Source organism: Alcaligenes aquatilis (assembly GCF_003076515.1).
Classification (GTDB): domain Bacteria; phylum Pseudomonadota; class Gammaproteobacteria; order Burkholderiales; family Burkholderiaceae_B; genus Alcaligenes; species Alcaligenes aquatilis.
This window is the reverse complement of the sequence record NZ_CP022390.1, coordinates 3,674,485-3,699,608: the sequence shown is the minus strand read 5'-3', so window position 1 is coordinate 3,699,608 and position 25,124 is coordinate 3,674,485. Positions and strand designations below refer to the sequence as shown.

Sequence of the window (25,124 nt, the reverse complement as noted above, 5' to 3'; positions counted from 1 at the left end):
TGCTGCGCACCGGTGCCCTTGTCAGGAGATAGCTACGGGCGCATCCTGAACTCGCGGGGTGGTTCGTCCCCCGGACGATCCACAAGCGCCCCGCTCAAACAGCAGGATGCTTGCACCCCTACGCTATCTCCTGACCGCGGCAAGTACTCTGATCCGCCCGACCACTGCTACACCTGCACCAACCGGCAGACTCACACTACTCTGTTCCCTTCTTTTTAAGAGCCAACTGAATGGCTTAGTGCGGTATGAGATTTACTGTTTTTATGTCCCGTTGATAGTGCGAGGTCAATGGCGCCAGAAGTGACCACCGACAACAACAACAACAACAACAACAACAACAACAACAACAACAACAACAACAACAACAACAACAACAAATACCAAAGCCAAAGCCAAAGCCAAAGCCAAAGCCAAAGCCAAAAAGAGTAGCGCCCAAAAAACTTAAAGCCCCCTCCGGCATCATAAAAAAGCTACTTAACCCCCACCCACTTTTTCTTCAACTCCAATCACCTCGCCTATCACTCACGTATTCAAACCAAGCTCAAGGCCTGCCTGAAGCATCCCAAAAAACACGAAATCACCGTTCAACAAATCCAAACCTTTTCTCCTCTCCAGTGCTGTTTGAGGAGCACGCTTGCGGTTTGTACGGGGGACAAATCGCGCTCCGAGTTCACGACCCGCCCGCCCCGTCACACTGACAAGGGAACCCACGCGCAGCGTGGGCAAGGGGCCCGCCAAGACAAGCCGGACACGGGCCCCACAAGAAAACCCTCTCGCTCCCCCGCAGAGCCCAAACAGCACGATCAGAAGAAAGCCGCTGCATCGCCACAGCCCCAGTCACCTAAGTTCTGCCATGCCGCCGCCTTTTAGCTCATCAAGGTAATGACGCCCTTGTGAACCAACAGCAACAGCAGAACCAGAAGCCAGCCTTAATCCAGGCTGATCCCCGCCCGAGTCACAATGTCATGCCAGTAATCCGCCTCTGCAGGCAGCCCCTTCCGAAACTCCTCGGCCGACACCTTGGACAGCAAATACCCCTGATCCAGTAACTTCTTACGAATCTCGGGATCAGCCAGCACTTTTTCCAAAGCCCCTTCAATCTTGGCAACGATCTCTGTATCCGTCCCGGCAGGCACAGCCAAAGCCCACCAGTTGCTGATCACCACATCCTTGTAGCCCAGTTCCTCCATCGTGGGGACATCAGGCAAGGCCGGGAAACGCTCCGGCAGGGCAACAGCCAAAGCCTTCAACCTCCCCTGCGGCAGGAAAGCCGCCCCCAAACCATAGCTGCTGACAAACATCTGCACTTCATTGCTCAACAAAGCCTGTATCCCCGGTGCCGAGCCTCGGTAATGAATCCCCAACATATCGCCTTCCAGAACCGCAGACAACTTCCAGGCCGATAGCTCGGGCGTCGTGCCTGCCCCCGGCGTCCCGTAGTTCACTTGCCCTTTGCGCTGCTGCACATAATCCCTGAATTCAGCCATATTCTTGACGGGCAACTCTCCATTCACATAAACAAACGCCGCCGCATCCGCCACCTTATTGATCACATACAAATCCTTGAATGGGTCATAGCCCATGTTCTTGTACAAGAACTGATTGATCACAAAATTATTGGTCGCCGAAAACAGCAAGGTGTAGCCATCCGGCTTGGAGCGCGCCACCATTTGCGTGCCGATATTGCCACCTGCGCCAGTCTTGTAATCCGTAATCACCGTCTGTCCCAACTCCCGAGACAGCTCAGGCTGCAAGATACGGAAAATAATGTCACCCGCCGCTCCTGGAGGGTAAGGAATCACTACCTTTACAGGTTGCTCGGGATAATCCGCCCAAGTCGGCCCTACCGTCGCCAGGCCAAGTGCCGCCGCAAGGCACGCCACAGTTTTCTTAATTACTTGCATCTTGTCTCCCTCCACGCGCCTTTTACAGGTCTATGCGCATCAAATCCGTTGCCAAGCGCAAATCGCCTTTGTAGCTTTTGCGAATATCCCGAGCTACTTCGTCCAGGCGTTCAGGCCCCATTAAATCAACCGGCAAATGATTACCCGCCGCACGTTTAATCACCGGACTGGTGGAGTCATAATGCCCAAAATGAGTGGCCACTAAACTCTTCACATTGGCTTTACAAGCGATTTCACCCAACTGCAAAGGGCTGGTATGCGCAAACGTTCCTACCCCTGATTCCTCACGATGCTTCAGGAAAGACTCGGGAAAGGTGCATTCATGTATCAGCAAATCGGCATCCTGCGCCAGCCGTATCATGGACTCACAAGGAGCCGTATCGCCACTGAACGCCACCACTTTGCCCTCGGCCTCCATACGAATACCAAAACAATCCGTAATTTCGGTAGGAATGTGATCCACCACATCAATATAGATTTTGACGTCCTCATCCTCGTACATCAGGCCGGGCTCCACCTCGAAGACCTCCGGGCGTACGGCAGCCATGTTTTTTTGACGAGCCGGATAAGCTGCCCGAGCTTGAATATCCACACGAAACGCCCCGTTCTCGAAAGAATGATCCACAAAGTCCTGAGTCCCCTTGGGGCCAAAAACCTTCAGCCTGCCTTCGCGGTTGAAAACCCAGCTAGACAAGACAAAAAACGGCAAACCGCAGACATGGTCATAGTGCAGGTGACTTAGAAACACCCAAGGCACATCAGCCGGATTGATATTGGCCTTCACCATCTGACGCGTGGACCCTTCGCCGCAATCAAACAGGTAATTCTTGCCGTTATCCAGCGTCACCAAAATGGACGACTGGGCACGGTCCGGATCAGGCAACGCAGCGCCGGTGCCAAGCATGGTTATCTTCACGTAAAGCTCCTTCAAGCAGATAAAAACATCCGGCACCAGAACAGTGCCTCTTCGATAAAGTCATAAAGTTCTATTTTTAGGACTTTATGAAAAAAGTGTACACCTCGCCACTCAGCGGAATAACTTGGTGTTTTTACCTAGGAGTGTCGTAAAGGTGCGTTGCGCTTGCGATGACAGGCTTAAAAGCCAGGGGCCAGTTCAGTCTGGATACTGAGATATTTAGCGGGATAAAAGACCTGCGCCGCATAAACCAGTTGATTCGCACGGTTCATGATCAGGCGAATCACCCGCACGACCGGCATACCAATATCCATGCTCAAATGGCGCGCCAGATCGGCATCGGCTACCCGCACGGTAAGTGTTTGACGAACCGTATGAATCTGCTCACGAGCCAGACGATTCAACACCAGCAGCACAGGTTCCTGGCTCAATTCAGGTTGCAGTGTCTGAGCCAAGGTATTTAACACGTAGACCGTATTCAAGCTGTACGCCACACCATCGGCGTAATTGACGCGGCTGGTCCACCAATATTCATCAGGCAAGGACTGGCCCGTAATCTCTATGGGCAAGGCCCCTGTCCCGTGGCCCAGCTCCACCATGACCGAATCCAGACGCGTCAAATGCTCGATCAGAGCGTCCCAGTTGGTGGGTAGCATCAGCCAATGATCCTGAGCTACATCGCCAATGACAAAGGTCCCTTTGCCACGGGTGCGTTCAATCAGGCCTTCATTTTCCAGCTCGTCCAGCGCCGCCCGCACAGTTGCACGCGAGACGCCGTATTCCTGCATCAGCTCCTCCAGCGTAGGAATACGCGTCCCCATCGTCCATTCGCCACGCTCCAGGCGCGCTCGCAAGGTATATTTCACCTTGAGCGACAGAGGCAATTTGGACTGTTTGCGCAGTGAAGAACGTGTGGGATCAACCATACAAAAAGGCAACCGAGCACAGGAAAGTGACAAGTTCACATCATAGCCTGCGAGGCGAGAAGCCGGAGATATCCCAAAAAGGTTTAATCTTGAACAAGCAAGGCGTTTATTTTCGCAAAAGTTGGCAAACGGAAATTAAACGGATCGGATACATTATCCCAATCATTGCTTAACTCTTGATACGAGCCCGAGCCCATGGATGTTTTGCCTTCCTCTGCCTCGCACTTGGCCCAAATTTACCTACTCGGTTCCTACCGACTCCTGGTTCAAGGACAATGCCGCGCACAAATCATTAATTACGATAAAGCGCGTATTTTATTGTCCATACTGGCTTTAGCGCAGGGAAAACCAATCAGCCGCAGCCGTCTGGCCGAAACGATCTGGCATGAAGACCCCATCAGTGTAGGCCGTGCTCGTTTGCGCCACGCGCTGCATGCCTTGCGCCGCGCCTTTGAGGGGTGTGACCAGGCCCTGCACATTACCAACGACACCCTGGCCCTGGACCCCAATCGTGCCCAAGTGGATGTGCTCAGCCTGCTGCAACACCCCAGCCAGCCTGCCCTTAGCGATCTGGAGCGTCTGAATCTGTATCAGGGCCCCTTGCTGGGACAAGTGAAACTGCATCATGGCGAACAGTTGCAAGACTGGTTGCAGGATACACAACACACTATTCGGCAAACCCTGTCTCAATGTCGTGACCGGTATATACAGTCCGGTCTGAGATCTTTGCCCACACCACAAGCAATCAGCTACCTTAAACGCTGGCTTGTGATCTGGCCTGAAGAAGAAAAACTGCACCAAGAACTAATTCGTCTGCTCAAACAAGAGGGCCAGCACGAAGCCGCCCTGCATGCTTACGAACAATGCTCCGTCTTGCTGGCCGACCGTCTGGGCTGCGAGCCCAGCGCCCAGACGCGCAACTTGGTGGATCTGCCCGTGCGCTCGGCGTCCAGCCCGGTCAAATCCTTGTCGACGAAAGTCAGCCTGCAGTTGCGTCCCTTGGCGGCAGTGGGTTTGTGCCTGCGCTTTGAACCCAGCCACCGCCACGCCCGCGAAAGGGGAGGTCAACTGCTGGAGCAAAGCCGCCAGACGTTGCGACATTTGATCGAACAACATGGTGCCTGGCCCTGTGAAGCTGGCCCCAATCAGTTGATCGCTTATTTTGGGTATCCAGAATTGCTGGAGTCACCCATCACTCAGGCGGTCGTATTGGCACGCGTTGCCGCGACCCTGCGCCTTGATGAGCACATTACGCTGAGCATCGCCCTTCATGCCGATCTGGCCATGGACGATCAAAGCGCCTGCCCAGACCCCTGGGGTCAATTGGCACAAGTCGTCTTGCCCTTGAGCTGGCAGGCCGCTCCCGGTGCACCACGCATCAGCGCACAGGCTGCCCTACGTCTGGCCAGCAAAGATATTCAACCCTCTGCAGGTCGCCAAAATGAGGCCCTGTGGCTGAACCTAAGCCCCTCCGACACAGACCACGCGCGTTTGACCAGCCGCGTTTATGGTCGGTCACAAGAGTTCGATCATCTGGTGCAAGCCTGGTCACATATCGGCTCGAATCGCACCTTGCATCACATCGCCATTCATGGTCGCGCGCATATTGGCAAAAGTCTGCTGGTGCAGTCTCTGGCGGACTATGTACAAAAAACCGCCCACCCCTGCATTATGCTCACTTGTCGTGAAGACAAGCGTCGTGTGGCCTGGCACCCGATTCGCCTCTGGCTGCACGAGCAAATTGCCGATTACATCACCTCGCAAAATGGCAAGCAGCACGATCCCTTTTCCGTTCAAATCTTGCAAGAAACGCTGGAAATCAGCCCCAAACAGGCCCAGTCCCTGCACCAATGGTTAAACCATGGCCCTGAAGAACAAGAACTAAACGAGCCATCCACCGCTCACATGGACTTGCTGTTCAACCTGCTCAGTGGCACAGGCAATTCGCCTCGCCGTCGCTTACTGATTATTGAAAACGTGCAATGGGCCGACCCGCCTACACAACGCCTGATCCGCTTGCTGGCACACACGGCCCCCCGTCACCCGACACTATTACTCACGACCAGCCGCAAACCTGGTCACGGTCTGGAGCGTGCCGAGCACCTGAGCTTGCCTACGCTGGATCGCTCCAGCATCAACAGCTTGCTGAGCAATCAGCGCGGCCAGCGACTGGCGCGTGATAAACGCAGCCGCCTGGTTAAGTTAAGTGCGGGCAACCCGGGCCACGCCCATGAGCTGCTGCGCTGCCACGAACTCAATAGCGAATGCAACGATGCCTTGTGCCTGACCGACCTGATCTGTACCCAATACCACAGCCTCTTGCCCGCAACACGCCACATTCTGACCAGCATTGCCTTGCAGGAGGAACCCATCGCCATTGACGAGCTGGCCCTGATGTTGCGTCTGGAGGGCACGACCTTGAGCGGTGGCCTGGATACGCTGGCTACGCTGGATTTGATCGATGTACATGACAAGCAGGTATCCTGTCTTCCCCTGGTGTCCCAGGCACTGAAACGCGTGGCCATGCACGAAGAGTTGCGCCAGGCCCACTACGCCATTGCCCAGCACGGTATACGCCGTCGTCATGCACCCGAGCAAATTGCTTGGCACCTGTGCGAGGCTGACAGCGCGGAGGCCGCATTTTGGTGGCAACGTGCCGCCCGCGAAGCCTTGGCACAAGACGACCTGCGTCAGGCCAGCCAATATCTGCAACGCTGCTTGAACCGCAGCGACCTGATCGACGACCTGCAGGTACGCCAAACCCTGCAGTTTGAATGCCGCATGCTGCAAGGTGCCATTGAATCGTCCCTGTATGGCCCGGCCTCAGCGTCTACCGCCATGGCTTATGAATTGGGGCATGGCTTGCATGACGAGCATGACTCCGATCAGGTCATGATCAGTTTATGGACAGCCTGGACGGCCTTTCAAGCCCAAGGTAATTTTGAACAAGCTTTGCAAAAAGCGCGCCAACTGCTGGCCCTGGCCAATGAAACCAGCCACGATCAAAACCGCAGTTGGGCTTTATATGCAATTGGTCAGCACGAGCTATGGAAGGGAAATGTCACCAATGCCATCCAGACACTGAACCTGAGCCTGGCCGTCTTTGATGACCTGAAGGAACAGAACAGCCGTCAAGCCATTGCCCAGCACTTCCCGCAATCCATTACCTTTGGCACCCTGAGTGTGGCTCTGGCCTTGAAAGGCAATATGGAAGCGGCACAGCAGCACACTCATCTGGCCTTGCAAAGCCTGCGTTCAGACACCGCATTTTCCCTGCGCGCCATCACTCATTTGTTCGTGATGCAGGCCCACTATCTGATGGAACAGCTTGAACACTGTCAGCAAGTGGCCGAGCTGTCCTTGCAAGAGCTACAAAGGTCGCATAACCCCGAGCCATGGTCTGCCCTTAGCCGCTCTTACCTGCACTATTGCCAGGTGATGCTGCATGGTCGGGAAACCAGCCTGCAATCACTACTCGATTGCGTACAGACTGCACAGTACGGGCTGCCCATCAGCACCGATGGCCTGATGTGTCGAATTGCCCGCGCCATGATCCGCCTGGGACGCAGCAATGAGGCCATGCCCTGGCTAGACAAGGCCGCCGCTCAAGGCCTGCGCTATGACACAAACAGTTTGCGTGCCGAGCTGCACTGCGTACGTGGTGATGCCTGGATGGCGCTGGGTGAAAATGCACAAGCCTTGCAGGAATGGAATCTGGCTGAACAACACATGGAAAAATACGGCCTGCACCGCTACACAGACTGGATTCAGACACGCAGACAGGCAGTGCAAAGGCTCAAAGTCTAGTTAGCAAAAAATGCAGCCTGATTTACATGCCCCCAAGGACTTCGCCTTGTCCTTGGGGGCATGGCACATCAATAGTCGATAAACAAATCTGGCTTACAGCAGCCACTCGATCGGCAGGACAGACAAGACTCCGACTCCGGCTCGCCGCCAGATGCTGGCATTGGGCTCGGAGGTAAAAAAGCGCTCAGTACCGTCTTCGTTTAACTGAATCCATACCAGGTCGCCATTATCATCCAGTTCGACACGATAGCTACGGTAAGGCAAGACTTCCTCAAAGCTCCTGGACAAGGCTTGCGCCATTTCAGGGCTTTCGATAATAAAGCCCAGTTCCGTATTCAAATTGACCGAACGCGGATCGAAATTAAAGGACCCCACAAACAAGCGTTTGCCATCCACGGCAAAAGTCTTGGCATGCAGGGCCGAGCCCGAACTGCCAAATGGCCCCGAGCCATGACGGGTAGGTTTGTCCGTGGTGGGCCGCAGCTCCAGCAACTGCACCCCTGCCTCCAGCAAGGCTTTGCGTCGCTTCGCATAGCCCGCATGCACCGCAGCTACGTCCGTAGCCGCCAGAGAGTTGGTCAAAACACGCACCTTCATGCCAGGCCGTTGCATCATCGCCTCAAAAGCGCGTACGCCCGCCGCCGTAGGCACAAAATAAGAGGACACCAGATCGACCTGACTGGTGGGTTTGCCCAGCACATGGTCCATTTGCCAGACCATCAACTGTTCCGGATTGACCGGGCCCAAAGCCTTGGCCGGGTCATCACTGATCATGGTGGTACGCGCCCACTGGAAATCCAGCTCGCCGCGCACCAGATGGCTGACCAAATCCGATTCACGCAGCACCTGCTGATAATCCTTGGCGCGTGGCTGCTCCTGAGCCTCTTGCAACTGCGCCTGAAACGTCACCAGTGCTTGCGAACCACCTGTTTTGATCAGAGTATCGACCGGATAGGCCGACTGACTGGCCCAGTAGCGGTCGAAATCCTTGGAGACATCCTGTACCACGGCACCAATGGCCATCACGTCCAGGTCTGCAAACAACACGTCCTGGGTCGCGCCGAAATACTCATCACCCACATTGCGTCCACCAATAATGGTGACCTGGTTATCGACGGTAAAGGACTTGTTGTGCATGCGCCGGTTCAGACGGGAAAAATCCATCAGGAAGCCCAGGGATTTAGGCCAGCGCAACACAAAGGGGTTGAACAGGCGCACTTCGATATTGGGATGGGCATTCAAGGCAGATAAAGAATCATCCAACCCCGTAATGCCATTGTCGTCAATCAACAAACGTACGCGCACGCCACGCTCCGCCGCTTGCAACAAAGTGCCCAGCATCAAGGTGCCAGTGGTATCACCCCGCCAAATGTAATACTGCACATCCAGCGTTTTCTGGGCGGCAAAGGCCAGCAAGGCGCGGGCGGCATACGCGTCGTGCGGATCAAACAAAGGGTAAATGCCGGACAAGCCAGGATGCTGCTGAACCATGGGAGTCACCGCCTGGCCAATCATAGTGTTCCGGGCCTGATCCAACGGCAAAGCCTCGCTGTGGCTACGGCCCTCCAGCGAGGGCAGAGCGCAGCCTGTCAGGCCGGCCAGCAAGGCTCCACCCGCCATCAGGCTGCGCCAGAAAAAGGACGGAGCCTGGCCCGTAGAACGGGGTATTGTCGGCTTGTTGGCGGGGTCGATTTTCATGGGAGCATCTCTGTGGTCATGGACATCGCTCCACATAGTAGCACCGCCCACCCAAGGCATATTGACCACGATATGCAAGCAATACTTGCAGCCAGTGACAGAGCGGACAACAATAAAGCAACCCCTCGCACTTTAAACTTGAAATAAGCAGCATGCCCCCCGCCACATCCCCTACCTTACTGCCCCGCCACCTTGCCATTATTTTGCTGTTAATGCTGGGCAGCTCCTTTGCCGCCAACCATATTGCAGCAAAAGTCGCACTGGACCATGGTACCGGGCTGATCATCTCGGTTATTTTCCGCTCCGCCGTGGCTACTCTGGCCTTGAGCATGCTGCTCATCTGGCGCAAACAAGCCTTGCATGTGCCGCGTCAATATCTGGGCTGGCAACTGTTGCTGGGCGCGCTGATCACCATGCAGTGCATGCTGATCTACTCTTCCATCGCGCGTATCCCCGTGGCCCTGGCCTTGCTGGTGGCCAATATGTACCCGATTCTGTTGGCCTTGTTGACCTGGATACTGGGCGGGCACAAACCGACTCGCAAGACCTCCATCATCATGGTGGCCATTCTGATTGGCCTCTTGCTGGCGCTGGACACCCCCAGCCTGATTCAGGGCGCAACGCTGGATGGGCAATGGGTGCTGGGTGTGGTGTGCAGCCTGCTGACGGCCCTGACGTTTGCCATGGGTCTGTGGGTTACAGAAAATAAACTGGCCCCTCTGCCCGGTCTGGTGCGCAGTTTCTGTACCATCAGCCAAACGCTGGTCTGCCTGATTGCGCTCAGCCCCCTGGGACTGCTGCCCGGTGGTTCTGCCTTGCCCCATGACGCCACAGGCTGGATTGCCCTGTCACTGGTCTGTGTGCTGTACACCACGGGCTTTGTCACCCTGTTTGTGCTGGCTCCCCGACTGGACATGACACGCAATGCCCCCTTCATGAACATGGAGCCGGTGGCATCCCTGATTCTGGGCTGGCTGATTTTAAAACAGACCTTGAACTCCACTCAATTGCTGGGTGGAGCGGTGGTGCTAAGCGGGATTGTGGCGCTGGCCTACCAACGCTCCCCACGCAAGTAAGCCTTAGGCCCTGGATAAAAGGCGCTGCCAAACACGCGGCAGCACGGCGATCAAATCCTCCGGAATCAGGCCGGGACCAAACTCCAGGGCGGCTTGTGAATGCAGCCAAACAGCGGCACCCGCTGCCTCAAAAGCAGGCATGCCCTGGGTCAGCAGACCGCAGACAAGGCCTGCCAAGACATCCCCGCTGCCCCCAGTGGCCAGCCAGGGCGGTGCGCAGGCATTGATCAAGGCCCGCCCATCCGGCGCAGCAATGACAGTATCCGCACCCTTCAGAACCAGCACGGCACCGCATTGTCGAGCGGCCAAACGCGCCGCCTCCAACCGATCCGGTGCAGTTTCAAAGACGCGGGCGAACTCTCCTGCATGAGGGGTCAGTACACACTGCTCATGCAAGGCATCGAGCAATTCCTGCGGCTGCTCTGCAAAGCTGCTGATGGCATCGGCGTCCAATACACAAGGCCGCTCGGTAGCCAGCAAGGCCAGGGTCAGGCGACGGGTTTGCTCGCCCAAGCCTGCCCCCGGCCCGATCAGCCAGGCGCGAATACGCTCGTCCGTGGTCAAGGTGTCATCAAGGGGAGCCACCATGATGCTGTCCAATGCGCCGGCATACACCGGCCAGACCGAAGGTGGCACGGCCATGCTGACCAGCCCTGCCCCTGCGCGTTGCGCGGCACGCGCTGCCAGACGGCTGGCTCCGGTCATCTGTTCGCCCCCGACCACCAAAGCATGCCCACGCGTATACTTATGGCTCTGGGCCCCCAACTGCGGCAGATGAGCCTGCCACAAGGCCGGTTCATTCAACCAGGTATTGGCCTGTTGCAAGGCTGGCGCTGGCATACCGATGTCGGCCAATTCCAACTTGCCGCATAGGGTTCGCCCCGGATACAGAACATGGCCCGGCTTATAACGGACAAAGCTGACCGTCACCGTGGCAGGGGCGAGCACACCGCGTACCTGCCCGCTGGCACCATCCAGACCCGAAGGCACGTCAATGGCACAAACAGGAACCTTGGAAGCCGCCAGGGACTGGATCAAGGCGGCGGTGTCGCCTTCTACGTCGCGGTCCAAACCCGCACCCAATAAACCATCGACCACCACGGAAAAACGTCGGAAATCCGGACATTGTCTTTCCCAGCGGCCTTGCCACTGGCTTTGCGCCCAAGCTGCTGTCCCCTGTCGCACGGACGGGTCCACCAGGCTGAACACGGAAACCACTCGCCCTTGCTCCCGCAGAATCTGCGCGGCCACCAAGGCATCACCGCCGTTATTGCCCGGCCCGCACAAGAACAGGACGGCTCCTTGCGGCCAGTGTCGCTGCACGGTACGCGCCACTGCACTGGCAGCGGCCTGCATCAATTGCTCGATAGATACCCCAAAACCCGGTGCCGCCGCATCCATGCTGGCGCACTGTGCCGGGTTGTACAGAGCCTCCTTTCCTGGGGGGGCACTCAGGGGCAAAAAACCATACTGGGACACAAAGGGCATGAGGGGCTCACAAAGACAGAAATCAAAACGTCCCTACGCTGCACGGGCTTGTCACCCGCTGGCGGCCTGCTGACAACAGCAGGCGTCAGGTCCTGGGCGGCCCGGAGACAAAAAAAGAACGGGTCGCCGCCCGTTCTCTTATCTTAGTGCGAATTGTCTGAATGCAGAACTGTCACGCAAGCCCGTCTCTAGGCCGACAACTGCTCTTGTCTATCCTTGACAGAGCCTACTGACAACTCGCGTGGCACCTGCACCCCATTCTTGACCGCAATGATCTCGGCCATGATGCTGACAGCAATCTCCGCCGGGGTCTTGCTGCCTATGTACAAACCAATCGGGCCTTTGAGCTTGTCGATCTCCTGGGCCGTCAGGTCAAAGTACTCGGCCAGGCGCTCACGACGACTTTGGTTATTACGTCGTGAGCCAATCGCCCCCACATAAAAGGCACTGCTTTTGAGCGCCTCCAGCAAGGCCATATCGTCCAGCTTGGGATCGTGCGTCAGGGCCACAATAGCCGTGCGCCGATCCGGCACGCAGGCAATCACCTCGTCATCCGGCATCCCGCTGACCACGCGTACCCCCGCCACGCTCCAGCCTTGAATATGCTCACGGCGCGGATCGCAGACCGTCACATCAAAGCCATTGAACAAGGCAATGGTCGCCACGTATTCAGACAGTTGCCCGCCGCCGATCAACAAGAGTCGATAAGACGGCCCAAAGGTCACAGACAGACAATCCTGGCTAAACTGCAAAGCCGCCGGAACACGGGTGGCACTGCCCCAGGCACGGCCAGTGTGCAGGTCCACATGGCGTTGCACCAGATGACGTTGCTCCAGCAAACCGAGCAGGTCCGACAGCGCTTGGGGGCAGGGATTGAACTCCACCAGCAGCCGGATCGTCCCACCGCAAGGCAGGCCAAAGCGATGCGCCTCATCCGCACTGACGCCATACGTCAGCAACTGGGGACGGCCATCACCATGCAGGCGTTTATCCGCCCCGTCCGGGTCGTGATAGGCGCGGATCAGATCATCCTCGATACACCCGCCTGAAACCGATCCGACCACCGCCCCGCCCTTCTCCAGAGCCATGATGGAGCCCTCTGGACGGGGGGACGAGCCCCAGGTCTGCACAACCGTGACCAGGATCGCATCACGTCCTTGTGCGCGCCACGCGTGCAACTGGCGCAATACCCTGACATCCAGACTCTCCATAGGTGTCTCCTGTGTTTACTTGAATACCGGCATACCGCCGCCGTCACCCGAATCACCAAACGGATTCAAGTCCGCACCGTATTCAGCCTGCATCTCGATCTTGACCGTGCTAGGGTCCACGGTCACACCCGTGCCCTTGTAATGCGTCACCATGCCTGGGAATAGCAACACCACGGCAATCATGACAATCTGGATGCAGATAAAGGGTACGGAGCCCCAGTAAATATCGCCTGTGGCCACACCTGGAATCTTCTTCTGGGTCACTTTATCGACGTACTCATCCTTGGGCGCCACCGAGCGCAAATAAAATAGTGAGAAGCCAAATGGTGGATGCATAAAGGATGTTTGCATATTAACGGCTAAGAGCACACCAAACCAGATTAAATCGATGCCCATCTTGTCGGCCACCGGCCCCAACAATGGCACGATGATAAAAGCCAGCTCGAAGAAATCCAGGAAAAAAGCCAGTACAAACACCAGCACACTGACCAGAATCAGAAAGCCGTATTCACCGCCGGGCAGGTCAAGCAGCAGGTGCTCCACCCACAGATCGCCATCGACACCCCGGAAGGTCAGCGAGAAAATGGTGGAACCGATCAGAATGAACATCACAAAGCAAGACAGCTTGGCGGTGGTATCCATGGCTTGCTTGAGCAGATCAATACTCAAACGACGACGGCTGACCGCCATCAGGATCGCACCCACCGCGCCCATGGCCCCCCCTTCGGTTGGCGTTGCGATACCCAGAAAGATGGTCCCCAGCACCAGAAAGATCAGGCCCAGGGGTGGAATCATGACGAACACCACGCGTTCGGCCAACACCGACAGCAGGCCCAGCTTCAGCCATTTGTTGATCAGCGCCATTACAAAGGCCACGCCGCCCACCAGCAAGATGCAAATAACGACCTTCTCGTCTACCGGACCATTGGGATCAACCCAAAACTCATCCAGCACATAACCGGCCACCAGCGAGATCAACAACAGCACGCACAAGGAGCGTGTACCCGAACGGCCATTGGCCTGCGAGTAAGTACGATGTTCGGCAGGAATCGGAGGCACGTCCTTGGGGCGCAAGACAGCCAGAATCAAAACATAAAGCAGATAAGAGCAGGTCAACACCAAGCCTGGCACCATGGCTCCACGGTACATATCGCCAACCGAGCGACCCAACTGATCAGCCAGCACAATCAGCACCAGAGAGGGCGGAATGATCTGCGACAAAGTCCCTGACGCCGCAATTACCCCGGTCGCCAACCGTCGGCTGTAGCCGTAACGCAGCATGATGGGCAAGGAGATCAGGCCCATGGAAATAACCGACGCCGACACCACCCCCGTGGTGGCAGCCAGCATGGCCCCCACAAACACCACAGCAATGGCCAGGCCACCCGGCATGGAGCCAAAGAGCTGACCAATCGTATCGAGCAGGTCTTCGGCCATGCCCGACCTCTCCAGAATCAGCCCCATGAAAGTAAAGAAGGGAATCGCCAGCAAGGTATCGTTGGCCATGATCCCAAATACCCGCAGCGGCAAGGCCTGGAACAGGGACCAGTTGAACAGGCCCATTTCCACGCCGATCAGACCGAACACCATCCCGTTGGCGGCCAGCGCGAAGGCCACCGGAAAGCCCAGCAGCAAGAAAACAATCAGTGATGCAAACATCACCGGCGCCATATTAGCGATAAATAAATCCATCATGATCGGGTTCAGCCTTTGTGTTGATGCGCTAACTTGGCCTGGGCTTGCCGTGCAATTTCTTCAGCCAGCAATTCTTCAGACGTTTTGTTCTGCAACTTCTTGTTGGGGTTGGGACAAGCGCCACGCAAAAAACCAATGCACTTGATCAGATGCGAGATCCCCTGCAGCGAAATCAGGGCAAAACCAATGGGAATAATCAATTTGGCGGGCCAGCGAATCAAGCCACCGGAGTTGGAAGACACTTCCTGAGTCAGGTAAGAGTCCATGAACACCGGCCAGGACAAGATCATGATGGCAAGACAGGCAGGCAACATGAACAGCACCACACACACGGCTTCGATCACTATTTGTTTGCGCTCGGACAGGCGTGAGGCCAGCACATCGACGCGTACATGCTCATTGCGCAAGAAGGTGTAGCCGCCCGTCAGCAGAAAAAGCGCACCGAACAGATACCATTGCACTTCCAGCCAGGCATTGGAGCTGATATCGAAAAATTTGCGCGCAAAGGCGTTATAGGAGCTGATCACCACAACCAGCAGAACCACCCACATGACCACTCGGCCACAGAGCTGATTCAGGCTGTCGATCGCCCTTGATAGTTTGAGTAGTAATTGCATCAATCCCCCAGATTTTCTGCGTTGAAATAAGGGTCTGTTCACACGATGTAAGCAAAGCGCGTTAACAGGCCCTAGTTGGTATCCACCAAGACCGAAACGGGTGGCGCACTCTTGTAGGGCTTGGCCGGCCATACCCCAGGCGCCTGACAAGCAGGCGACCCCGATTGACAGGCGCCTGCGCCTGCCCACAGCGATACGCCCCGCCCTCTCTTTCCTTGCCCCCGTTCTATTTATCGTCTTGCGTCGTCTACGCACTTAGGCGCGCCGGAAAAGTCCCTTGAAGCGGTCCCACAAAATGCTGAAAAACATCTTGACCGGATTGAACTCGGCCACGACGGGCTCCTCGCCTTCTGCCAGCGGTTTTTCCAGGCGCAGGTTTACGTTCTTGCCGAACTCCGCAATCATGCGGCGCACGAAATCCTGAACCAGCCCGGAGCGCGAAAACTGCGCCAGTGGCCCTTGCAGCGAATACACCAGTTCCACTTCCACGCGGCTGCGCTCTGGGCCATCCGGATTGACCTGAAAGCTGACATCGCCACGCGCACGCGATTGGCTCAAGGAGTCCACGCCCTCACCGCGCAGCACGGCGGCACGGCGTTCGTTGTCTTCTTCCAACGCGGCATTGCCCTTGAAGGCAGCCGACATGGGGCCAAACTTGATGGCGATCTTGCCTTGTACCGTGGCCCCTTCCTGAGACTCGATCATCGCGCCGGGCAGACAGCCCGCCACTTTGGGCAAATCCTTCATGAAAGCCCACACCTGATCAGCCGGGAAACGGGCATCAAAACCACCTTGAATGGCTTGGCCTTTGCCCTTATCGGCACGACCGGACGCGGCGGGTGCTGCAGCGGCCACCGGAGCGGGTGCCTGCACGTCTTCCTGGACAGCGTCAAACGTCGTAAAGCCGTTCTGGTTCCAGTCCTGCTGCACGTTTTGCACCACAGCGGCGCGCAAGGCGTCTACCTGGGCATCGGGCTGATCGCGCAGGGCTTGCAGCACGGACAGAATGGCAGCCGTAATGCCTTGATAGCCGGTGCAGCGGCAAATATTGCCGGACAACTCAATGCGCACACGGGCCTCGTCCGCGTCGGGCAAACGCAGCACGATATCGCGGCTGGTGGCCAACATGCCAGGCGTACAGAAGCCGCATTGCAAAGCATGTTTTTCCGAAAAAGCGGTACGCAGACGGCTCATGATCGGGTCGTCGTCGTAGCCCTCTACGGTGGTGACTTCGTGGCCATCGCAAGCACCGGCAAAGGTAATGCAGGAGCGCACCGGACGACCATCCACCAGCACCGTACATGCACCGCACACACCGTGTTCACAGCTCAGGTTGGTGCCGGTCAAACGGCTTTTCTCGCGGATGAAATCACCCAGATGGGTACGCGGTTCGGCCTCGTGCTTTTGCTGGCGACCATTAACTTGAATCGAGATTTCTGCCATGTCTTACCCTTTCACGCCCAGCGCTTGCTTCAGGCTGCGCTCTACGACCGTACGGAACAGCACCTGATGGGCCTCGTCCCGTTGTGCCAGATACGGCTGCAGGGCCGCTTCAATCGTGTCCCCTTCCAGGACGGCGGCCCCTTGTGCAGCCACTTTCACGGCCAGCTCGGGTAAGGAGCGCGGTGCGCCTTCCATGGCACCAATCACTACGCGCGCCGTGCGCGTGGCCGGGTCGAAGTAACAGGCACAACTGGCATCGGCAAATTCACCCACTTTGCGGGTGAATTTGTAGTAACCCCAGCGGGCCGAACCGGACACCTCAGGCACATCCACAGACTCAATAAACTCACCAGCTTCCAGCACCGTGGTGTAGGCGGCCAACATGAATTCGCTCATGGGAACAGTGCGGCTGCCTTGGGTTCCACGCACATTGATGCGTGCGCCCAAAGCGACGCAGGTCAGCACCCAGTCTGCCGCCGGGTCCGCATGGGCCAGGCTGCCACCCAAAGTGCCGCGATTGCGTACACCCCGGTAAGCAATGCGGCCCGCCACTTTCTGCATCATGTGACCGCGCAGCAATTCGTAAATACCATCTTCAATCTGAGCGTGGGTCACGGCTGCGCCGATACGCACGTGTCCTTTAATGGCTGTGACCTGACGTAGCTCGGGCACGGCCGATACATCCAGCACACGACCTGGACGCACCAGCCGCAAATTCAACATGGGGCCCAGGGACTGGCTGCCGCCCATCAGGCGCAGCGCTGAAGGGTCGCTGCCATAGGCATCCTGGATCTGTTGCAGGCTCTGGGCCTGTTCGTATTCAAACTTGGCGGCCTTCATGCCTGAACCTCCGACACGGGCTGTTTATCTTGTTGATTGACGGGCTGTGCGGCAGCGCGAATGGCGCTTAGCAGTCGATGCGGCGTCACGGGCGTATGCGAGACCTGGGCTCCCGTAGAGCGCAAGGCATTGTTAATGGCCGACATGATGGCAGCGGGAGGGGCAATTGCGCCGCCCTCGCCCATGCCCTTGGCACCAAACTCCGTATTGGGCGACGGGCTTTCCATGTGTTCGATATGAATATTGGGCACTTCGCAGGCACCGGGCATCACATAATCGGCCAAGGTCGATGCCAACGGCTGGCCAAACTCGTCATAAGGCATTTCTTCATACAAGGCGGTGCCAATCCCCTGGGCAATCCCACCAATCGTCTGGCCTTCCACAATCATGGGGTTGATCATGATGCCGCAGTCTTCCACCACCACGTACTTGAGCACTTCCACGCCACCGGTACTCGGATCAACCGCCACCACCACGGCATTGCTGGCGTAGGTGAAGCTGCCTGTATCGACTTTGGGCTTGTAACCGACGGACAGTTCCAGACCTTGCGGGTCCACATCCTCGGGCAAATGCTGCGGGTTGATGTACCAGGCATCGGCCACTTGCGCGATGCTGATCTGCCGGCCATCGGCACTAAAGGTATCGCCTTGGTGCTGCATGCGGTCCACATCCGTTTTCAGCATATGTGCGGCAATCTTGCGCACGCGTGGCAGCAGCTCTTTACAGGCTTTGGACACCGCACCGCCCGACATCACCAGGGAGCGCGAGGCGTAAGTGCCAGTAGAAAAGGGCGTGCGGCCCGTATCACCGTGCACCACTTTGATCTTGGCCACGGGAATACCCAGAATTTCGCTAGCGATCTGGGCAAACGAGGTTTCCATGCCCTGACCGTGCGAGTGCACACCCACACGCACTTCCAGACCGCCGTCCGGGGTCATGCGTACAAACGCCTGATCGAAACCAGGAATCACCGCTGTGCCCCAACTGGCGAACACGGAGGTGCCGTGTGCGGACTGCTCGGTATAGGACGCCACACCCAAACCAATCAAACGACCATCGGGCTCACCCTTAGCCTGACGAGCCAGCACGGCATCCACATCCACCGCAGCTAAAGCGCGACGCAAACTTTCTGGATAATCCCCCGAGTCGTAATGCTTATTGGCCACGTTGATGTAAGGCATTTGCTCGCCTTGCACCAGATTCATCAAGCGAATTTCCCAGGAGGGCTTGCCGACCGCCAACGCGATCTGATCCATCATTTGTTCAATGGCCAGGCAGACACCCGTACGGGCAACGCCGCGATACGGCATAAAGCCAGGCTTGTTGGTGCCCACACCGCGTGTGCGGCAACGGTAGCCACGGAAATCGTACGGACCGGGCAAGTTGCCCAGGGCCTGGCCTACTTCCAGACCCACGGTAAAGGGCCAGACGGAGTACGCGCCGCCATCAATATCAATCTCGGCATCCAGTGCCAACAAGCGGCCTTCATGGCTGATGTGTGCTTTCAGACGATATTGGTGTTCACGGGTATTGGCGCCGGCAATCAAGTGCTCGCGACGGTCTTCCATGAAACGGAACGGTTTGCGGAAGGTCTTGGCCAACCAGGCCACGCACAGCTCTTCCTGATGCAGCACACATTTATAACCAAAGGCGCCGCCCACATCGGGGGAAATCACACGCACCTGAGCCTGATCCATACCCAGAAACTGGGCAATGCCAGTACGGTGCATGTGTGGGATCTGACTGCCGCAATACACCACCAGTTGATCAGCCTGGAAATCCCAATAGGCCAACACCGCCTTGCCTTCCATCGGCAACATGCACTGCCGCGACAGGCTGACAGAATGCTCGATTACGCGGTCAGCACGGGCGGCGTGCTCTTCAAAGGCCACGTCCGAGCGCAAGGTCACAAACACATTGTCCTGCCAGCCTTCATGCAACAGATCCCCCTGCGCGGCCAGCGAGGCCGGCACACTGCCATAAACCGGCAGCTCGTCATACAGGGCTTCGATCTCCTCCAGAACGTCCTCGGCCACGGCGCGGCTCTCACCAAAGGCCAAGGCAACCGGTTCGCCCACATAACGCACACTGCCCGAGGCCAGCGGCGGCATGCTGGAGGCCTGATAGCTGGGCAAGGTGGACGCGGCGTAAATATCCTGACAGTCCGGCATATCGACGCGGGTAATGACCTGTGCGCGTGCGCTGTCTTCAATATTGATCTGACGGATGCGGGCATGCGCCATGGGGCTGCGCAAGAAGGCGACTTCCTGTAGCCCCGGCATGGTCATGTTTCCGATGAAGTTGCCCTGGCCATTGAGATGGCGCGCATCCTCCTTGCGAAGGATACGCGCACCCACTCCTTGGCCACCCGGGCGTGACGGGTGACTGTGCTGACTCATTTCACTACCTTAATAATGTGCTGCTTAACTGCGCTTGCCCAACTCGCTAAAGGTGAAGTTGTCCAGGGCGCTTTCGGCAACCCGGAACCAACTGGCCTCCTGCTCCTGGAAGGCTTTCCAGCCTGGATAGATCTTGGCAAAATCAGCGTTGCTCTCCGACAGTTCCTTCCACAGCTCCTGAGACTTGTCGTAAGCGGCCTTCATGACGTCCTTGGGGAAGTAACGCAGCTTGGCACCATCGGCCACCAGCTTGCGCAAGGCACTGGGATTCAAGGCATCGTATTTGGCCAGGCTCAGCATGGTCTGCTCGTTACAGGCAGTCTCGAAAGCAGCCTTGAAATTGGCAGGCAGAGCCTCCCAGGCTTCTTTGTTCACCATGGAGGTCAAGGATGCACTGCCTTCAAACCAACCGGGGGAATAGTAAAAAGGAGCGACTTTGTTCAAGCCCAGCCTTTCATCGTCGTAAGGACCAATCCATTCGGCAGCATCAATCGTGCCTTTTTCCAGCGAGGAGTAAATATCGCTGGGGGGAATCTGCTGAGGTACGGCACCCAGTTTGGACAGCACCATGCCACCAATACCGCCAATACGCATTTTCAGACCTTGCAGGCTTTCCAGGTCTTTGATTTCCTTACGAAACCAGCCCCCCATCTGCACGCCCACATTCCCAGCCACAAAGTTCACGATGTTGTATTGGCTGTACATATCGCGCAGCAATTCCAGACCGCCACCGAAGTGGATCCAGGAATTGTGCTGACGGGCGTTCATGCCAAAAGACAGGCCAGTGTCAAAGGTCACGGCGGTGTTCTTGCCCACAAAAGCGGTACTGAGCACGTGGTTACATTCGACAGTGCCATTGCTGATGGCATCCATATTCTGCGCGTAAGGCACCAGTTCACCACCGGGGAACGCGCGAATTTCAAATTTGCCCTCGGTCAGTTCGCTGACACGTTTGCACAATGCTTCGGCCGAGCCGTAAATAGTGTCCAGACTTTTGGGCCAACCGGTGGACATGCGCCAGCGCACGGTGGGGCTGCTTTGTGCGATTGCAGGGGCAGCGACCGCTGCCAGACCTGCACCTGCGGCCGTTGCCGATTTCAGCAGAAAACTACGACGCTCCATCACTCACCTCTTTGTATTTTTTAGTGTATTGACACCCCTTGCTCGATAGGGGCCTGGGTAGCTGCCCGCCAGTCTGACCTTATGCTCGGACAACTGCTGTCTGAACCTTGCCAAACCGTCCCCCCAAGGGGCCAGACGGACGTTCAAAGCAGTGTTGCTACGCTGTAAAATTCACAATCACCGCCTCAATAATAGTAAGTGTGCTGATTAATTAATTTTTGGTCAAGCAGGGAAACTACTGACGCATGTCCTTGATGAGATAAAGGAAAGCACCATCAATAGCTTAAACCTAAACTAGCGCAATCCCTTATAAAAACGATATTTTATTTTATAATTTATACAGTATACTGACTAATTGAAAGCACAACCTGGAGACAGCTTTGAACTGGATAAAAATTTCCGAAACCGATGCCATCGACAACGAAGAGTCCCTGGCCATCGAGTGGGAAGGCAAGAAACTGGCCCTGCACAAACTGGACGACGAGTTCTACCTGACCGACAACGTCTGTACCCACCAATATGCCCTGCTGTCCGACGGCTATCTGGAAGACGGTTGTGTGGAATGCCCCCTGCATCAGGCCAAGTTCTGTTTGCGAACCGGCAAGGCCATGAACGCCCCGGCCACGGTGGATATCAAGGTCTATCCGCTGCGTATTGAAGGCAGCGATATTCTGGCTGACTTTAGCCAGGCCTGAGCTTTTTTCTGCTGACGAGACGCAACATCATGGCACACCACACTTCCGTATTGATCATCGGCGCTGGCCAAGCGGCTTCGGTGCTGGCGCGTGAACTGCGCAGCCTGGGCTATAACGGCAGCATTACCTTGGTAGGCGACGAAACTCATCTTCCCTACGAACGTCCGCCACTGTCCAAAGACGTGCTCAAGTCCAGCGCGACCACTGACAGCGTGTTTTTGCAAAAAGCCGAGTTCTATCAAGAACAACATATTGAACTCTTGCTGGGCACCCGCGTGCTGTCTCTGGATTGCACCGAGCGTCAGGCAACATTGAGCAATGGCCAGACCTGGCGCTTTGAGCACGCCGTGCTGGCCACAGGCGGCGCGGCTCGCGAACTGGCCCTGCTGCCCGCCAGCCAGGCCAACGCCTTGTATCTGCGCACGCTGGACGATGCCCTGAGCCTGCAAGCCCGTCTGCATCCCGGTTTGCGCACCCTGGTTATAGGTGGTGGTTTCATGGGTCTGGAACTGGCCTCTACCGCCAGCGAAACCGGCGCACAGGTCACTGTCATTGAAGCGAATGAACGTCTGCTGGCGCGCAACGCCCCTACCCTGCTGTCGCAATGGTTGCTGGAGCGTTTCGAGTCACAAGGCATCACGGTGCGTCTGGGTCAGGGTGTGCGCCAAGCTCACTTTGTGGCACAGAACGAGCATCCCGTTCAGTTGGAACTGAATGATGGCCAGATCCTGAATGGCGATCTGGCTATTGTGGCAGCCGGTCTGACTGCGAACTCCGCCTTGGCCCGGGCCAGCGGCATTGCGGTAGACGAGATGACGGCTGGGATTATTGTGGATCGCCAGGGTCGCACCAGTGTGGCGGGTATTTATGCCGCCGGTGATTGCGCCACACAAATTTGCCCCGACACCGCCGTGCGCACGCGCACCGAATCCTGGCAGAACGCCAATGAGCAAGCCCGTCAGGTGGCCCACGCCATTGTCGGGCAGGATGCCCCTACTGCACCCATTAGCTGGTTCTGGACGGATGTGCTCGGTTGCAATATTCAGATGCTGGGCCAAGGCAGCCCGGATCTGCACTATCAGGTACGCGGCGTCATGGACAGCCAGGGCGATGCCATCAGTTTCATGTTGCTGGCATTCGAGGGCCAGCATCTGCGCCACGCGATTGCCGTCAATGCTGGTGCAGATCTACGCGCCTTACGCGGTGTCATGGAACAGAACCTGCCTGTCGATCCGGCCATCGTGCTGGACCCGACAACAAAACTGCGCCAGTACGTGAAAGAAGCCGCTCGTACGGCCCAAGTCTAAGAAAGAGAAGCGGCCTGCGCCGCCTCGTCATCACGAATCATTAAAGAGTTATCAGAGGAGAACCACATGTATCAGACGCAAACGGTGATAGGCCAGACGGTCGGGTCCAAAGACCGCCCTGTCGAGCAATGCACCTGGCCCGAGGATGTGCTCAACACCATTCCGGATTGGGTCTACACCAGCAACGACATCTACAACCGCGAGATGGAACGCATTTTCCACGGTGACACCTGGAACTTTGTCGCCCTGGAAGCGGAGATCCCCGATTCGGGCGACTACAAGCGCTCATATGTGGGTTCCACGCCGGTGGTGGTGGCTCGTGCAGAGGATGGCAGCATCAACGTGTTTGAGAACCGATGTGCACACCGGGGCGCCGAGTTCTGCCGCCACAACCAGGGCAACACCAATGAGTTTGTGTGCCCGTATCACCAGTGGTCTTACAGCCTGAAGGGTGATCTGCAAGGGATTCCTTTCAAGCGCGGTGCGAATAAAGAAGGCGGCATGCCGCGCAGCTTCAAGAACTCCGAACATGGCCTGAAAAAACTGCATGTGACCACGCACAATGGCGTGATTTTTGCGTCCTACAGCGACCAGGTCGAACCGATTACGGAATACCTGACGCCTGAAATCCTGAAGGATTTCGAGGCTATTTTCCCCGGCAAAAAACTGAAGATTCTGGGTTACTACCGTAACGAGTTGCCTTGCAACTGGAAGATGTATCACGAGAACCTGAAGGATCCCTACCACGCAACCTTGCTGCATTCTTTCCTGGTGGTATTTGGTTTACTGGTTGCAGGCAACAAGTCGCAAATGTATGTGGACCCTGTGCACGGTCGTCACGGCTATATGGCCTCGGCCAAGTCCGAGGACAAGTATGCCGAGGTCAGCGAGGACAACAAGAAGGAAATGCGTTCCTTTGTGGACGATATGCGTTTGCGCGATGAGCGTTTCCTGGACTACATCAAAGAGTTTGATTCGCCTTGGTCGGTCACCATGCAAACGATCTGGCCCAACCTGATTGTTCAACGCGAGATGAATACCTTGGGTGTGCGTCAGATTGTGCCCAATGGCCCGAACAGCCTGATCATGCAATGGACCATGTTTGGCTATGAGGACGATACCGAGGAGATGACTCGTCACCGTCTGCGTCAGGGCAACCTGATGGGCCCTGCCGGTTTCCTGGGTCTGGAAGACAACGAGGCCATGAAGTTTGTGCAGGAAGGGGTACGTCGTTCCAGCAGCGAGGTGAACATCATCAAGCTCGATGAAAGCAAGCTGGGTACGTCCAATACGCTGATCTCGGAAGCGGCTATTCGCTCCATGTACCAGTACTACCGCCAAGTGATGGATCTGTAAGACGAGCTGACTTATGAAAATGGATTTTTCTTTCAAACCCGCCCAGGTTTCTGTTGAGCGTGCTTTGGCGTTGAAGGCGGAAATTGAGCTTTTCAATGCCGAGTACTGTGCCACGTTGGATCGTGGCAATGTTGAGGACTGGCCCCTGTTTTTTGTGGAGGACGCGGTTTACCGGGTTACTTCACGCGAGAACGCGGATCTGAATTTGCCGGTGGGGCTGGTCTATGCCGAAGGGCGCGACATGATGCACGATCGTGCGGTGGCTATTGCCCGCACGCAGATGTATGCCCCACGCTACATGCTGCATCTGGTCACGGATGTTCGTGTGATCAGCGAGTCGGACAATGGTGACATTGAGGCCGAGGGTAATTTCATGCTGATGCAGACCTTGGTGGAAGGGCCTTCTACTGTGCATCTGGTGGGTAATTATTTTGATACGTTCACGCGTGTGGAGGGTCGGTTGATGCTCAAGGAGCGTCAGGTGATTTTTGATACGTCCATCCTGGCGAACGATCTGGTGTTCCCGGTATAAGTCCGTGGTTTGCATCTGATTTTAAAACTGTTTTTTGTGTGCTGTTTCCGAGCCACTTGAGTCAGAAGGTCTTCTGATTCCTTTGAGCACCC

General features: G+C 56.6%; 19 protein-coding genes. 6 read left to right on the top strand and 13 right to left on the bottom strand.

The features are described from left to right. Positions 1-285: 285 nt before the first annotated feature. From CA948_RS17875 to CA948_RS16890, 4 genes are all read right to left on the bottom strand, one after another. The gene (locus CA948_RS17875) at positions 286-420 is read right to left on the bottom strand and encodes a hypothetical protein (protein ID WP_275263380.1); all 135 of its coding nucleotides are present in this window, start codon (positions 418-420) and stop codon (positions 286-288) included. Positions 421-929: 509 nt separating this feature from the next. After that, a complete protein-coding gene (locus CA948_RS16900; protein WP_094197625.1) occupies positions 930-1,904 on the bottom strand; it encodes a Bug family tripartite tricarboxylate transporter substrate binding protein in 975 nt (324 codons plus the stop codon). A 22-nt stretch (positions 1,905-1,926) separates the two neighbouring features. Then, a complete protein-coding gene (locus CA948_RS16895; RefSeq protein WP_094197626.1) occupies positions 1,927-2,820 on the bottom strand; it encodes an MBL fold metallo-hydrolase in 894 nt (297 codons plus the stop codon). 179 nt (positions 2,821-2,999) lie between these two features. Next, a complete protein-coding gene (locus CA948_RS16890) occupies positions 3,000-3,746 on the bottom strand; it encodes a GntR family transcriptional regulator (RefSeq protein ID WP_108728613.1) in 747 nt (248 codons plus the stop codon). Positions 3,747-3,941: 195 nt separating this feature from the next. Here CA948_RS16890 and CA948_RS16885 point away from each other — a divergent pair, with 195 nt between their 5' ends. Then, complete coding sequence (locus tag CA948_RS16885) at positions 3,942-7,553, top strand: ATP-binding protein (protein WP_108728612.1); 3,612 nt, start codon at positions 3,942-3,944, stop codon at positions 7,551-7,553. Between the two features lie 93 nt (positions 7,554-7,646). On the opposite strand, the gene CA948_RS16880 is transcribed toward CA948_RS16885, so the two are convergent. Beyond that, positions 7,647-9,251, bottom strand: coding sequence for a phospholipase D family protein (locus tag CA948_RS16880; protein WP_108728611.1), 1,605 nt, complete (start codon positions 9,249-9,251; stop codon positions 7,647-7,649). Between the two features lie 152 nt (positions 9,252-9,403). Here CA948_RS16880 and CA948_RS16875 point away from each other — a divergent pair, with 152 nt between their 5' ends. Further along, the gene (locus CA948_RS16875) at positions 9,404-10,327 is read left to right on the top strand and encodes an EamA family transporter (RefSeq protein ID WP_094197630.1); all 924 of its coding nucleotides are present in this window, start codon (positions 9,404-9,406) and stop codon (positions 10,325-10,327) included. 3 nt (positions 10,328-10,330) lie between these two features. Here the strand turns inward: CA948_RS16875 and CA948_RS16870 are convergent, their stop codons facing one another. The 8 genes from CA948_RS16870 to CA948_RS16835 form a co-directional block, all read right to left on the bottom strand. Further along, on the bottom strand, positions 10,331-11,815 hold the full coding sequence (locus CA948_RS16870; RefSeq protein ID WP_108728610.1) for an NAD(P)H-hydrate dehydratase: 1,485 nt from the start codon (positions 11,813-11,815) through the stop codon (positions 10,331-10,333). Between the two features lie 188 nt (positions 11,816-12,003). Further along, positions 12,004-13,026, bottom strand: coding sequence for an XdhC family protein (locus tag CA948_RS16865; RefSeq protein ID WP_108728609.1), 1,023 nt, complete (start codon positions 13,024-13,026; stop codon positions 12,004-12,006). Between the two features lie 15 nt (positions 13,027-13,041). Next, positions 13,042-14,718 carry a TRAP transporter large permease gene (locus CA948_RS16860; RefSeq protein ID WP_094198425.1) on the bottom strand — a complete coding sequence of 559 codons (1,677 nt, stop codon included), beginning with the start codon at positions 14,716-14,718 and terminating at the stop codon, positions 13,042-13,044. An 11-nt stretch (positions 14,719-14,729) separates the two neighbouring features. Then, entirely contained in the window at positions 14,730-15,338 is a 609-nt protein-coding gene (locus tag CA948_RS16855; RefSeq protein ID WP_162988186.1) for a TRAP transporter small permease subunit, read from the bottom strand. A gap of 255 nt (positions 15,339-15,593) precedes the next feature. Beyond that, the gene (locus tag CA948_RS16850) at positions 15,594-16,781 is read right to left on the bottom strand and encodes a xanthine dehydrogenase family Fe-S subunit (protein WP_108728607.1); all 1,188 of its coding nucleotides are present in this window, start codon (positions 16,779-16,781) and stop codon (positions 15,594-15,596) included. 3 nt (positions 16,782-16,784) lie between these two features. Then, positions 16,785-17,621 carry an FAD binding domain-containing protein gene (locus CA948_RS16845; RefSeq protein WP_108728606.1) on the bottom strand — a complete coding sequence of 279 codons (837 nt, stop codon included), beginning with the start codon at positions 17,619-17,621 and terminating at the stop codon, positions 16,785-16,787. Further along, a complete protein-coding gene (locus CA948_RS16840; RefSeq protein WP_108728605.1) occupies positions 17,618-20,020 on the bottom strand; it encodes a xanthine dehydrogenase family protein molybdopterin-binding subunit in 2,403 nt (800 codons plus the stop codon). The genes CA948_RS16845 and CA948_RS16840 overlap by 4 nt, the downstream gene beginning before the upstream one ends. A 24-nt stretch (positions 20,021-20,044) precedes the next feature. Continuing rightward, entirely contained in the window at positions 20,045-21,142 is a 1,098-nt protein-coding gene (locus CA948_RS16835; RefSeq protein WP_094197637.1) for a TRAP transporter substrate-binding protein, read from the bottom strand. Positions 21,143-21,522: 380 nt separating this feature from the next. On the opposite strand from CA948_RS16835, the gene CA948_RS16830 reads away from it, so the two are divergent. The 4 genes from CA948_RS16830 to CA948_RS16815 all read left to right on the top strand — a co-directional run bounded on the left by CA948_RS16830 (position 21,523) and on the right by CA948_RS16815 (position 25,032). Beyond that, positions 21,523-21,837: a non-heme iron oxygenase ferredoxin subunit gene (locus CA948_RS16830; RefSeq protein ID WP_094197638.1), complete on the top strand. Its 315-nt coding sequence runs from the start codon at positions 21,523-21,525 to the stop codon at positions 21,835-21,837. A 29-nt stretch (positions 21,838-21,866) separates the two neighbouring features. Further along, complete coding sequence (locus CA948_RS16825) at positions 21,867-23,144, top strand: NAD(P)/FAD-dependent oxidoreductase (RefSeq protein WP_094197639.1); 1,278 nt, start codon at positions 21,867-21,869, stop codon at positions 23,142-23,144. A gap of 66 nt (positions 23,145-23,210) precedes the next feature. After that, positions 23,211-24,500: an aromatic ring-hydroxylating dioxygenase subunit alpha gene (locus tag CA948_RS16820; RefSeq protein ID WP_094197640.1), complete on the top strand. Its 1,290-nt coding sequence runs from the start codon at positions 23,211-23,213 to the stop codon at positions 24,498-24,500. Positions 24,501-24,513: 13 nt separating this feature from the next. Further along, positions 24,514-25,032, top strand: coding sequence for an aromatic-ring-hydroxylating dioxygenase subunit beta (locus CA948_RS16815; RefSeq protein ID WP_108728604.1), 519 nt, complete (start codon positions 24,514-24,516; stop codon positions 25,030-25,032). Positions 25,033-25,124: the final 92 nt, after the last annotated feature.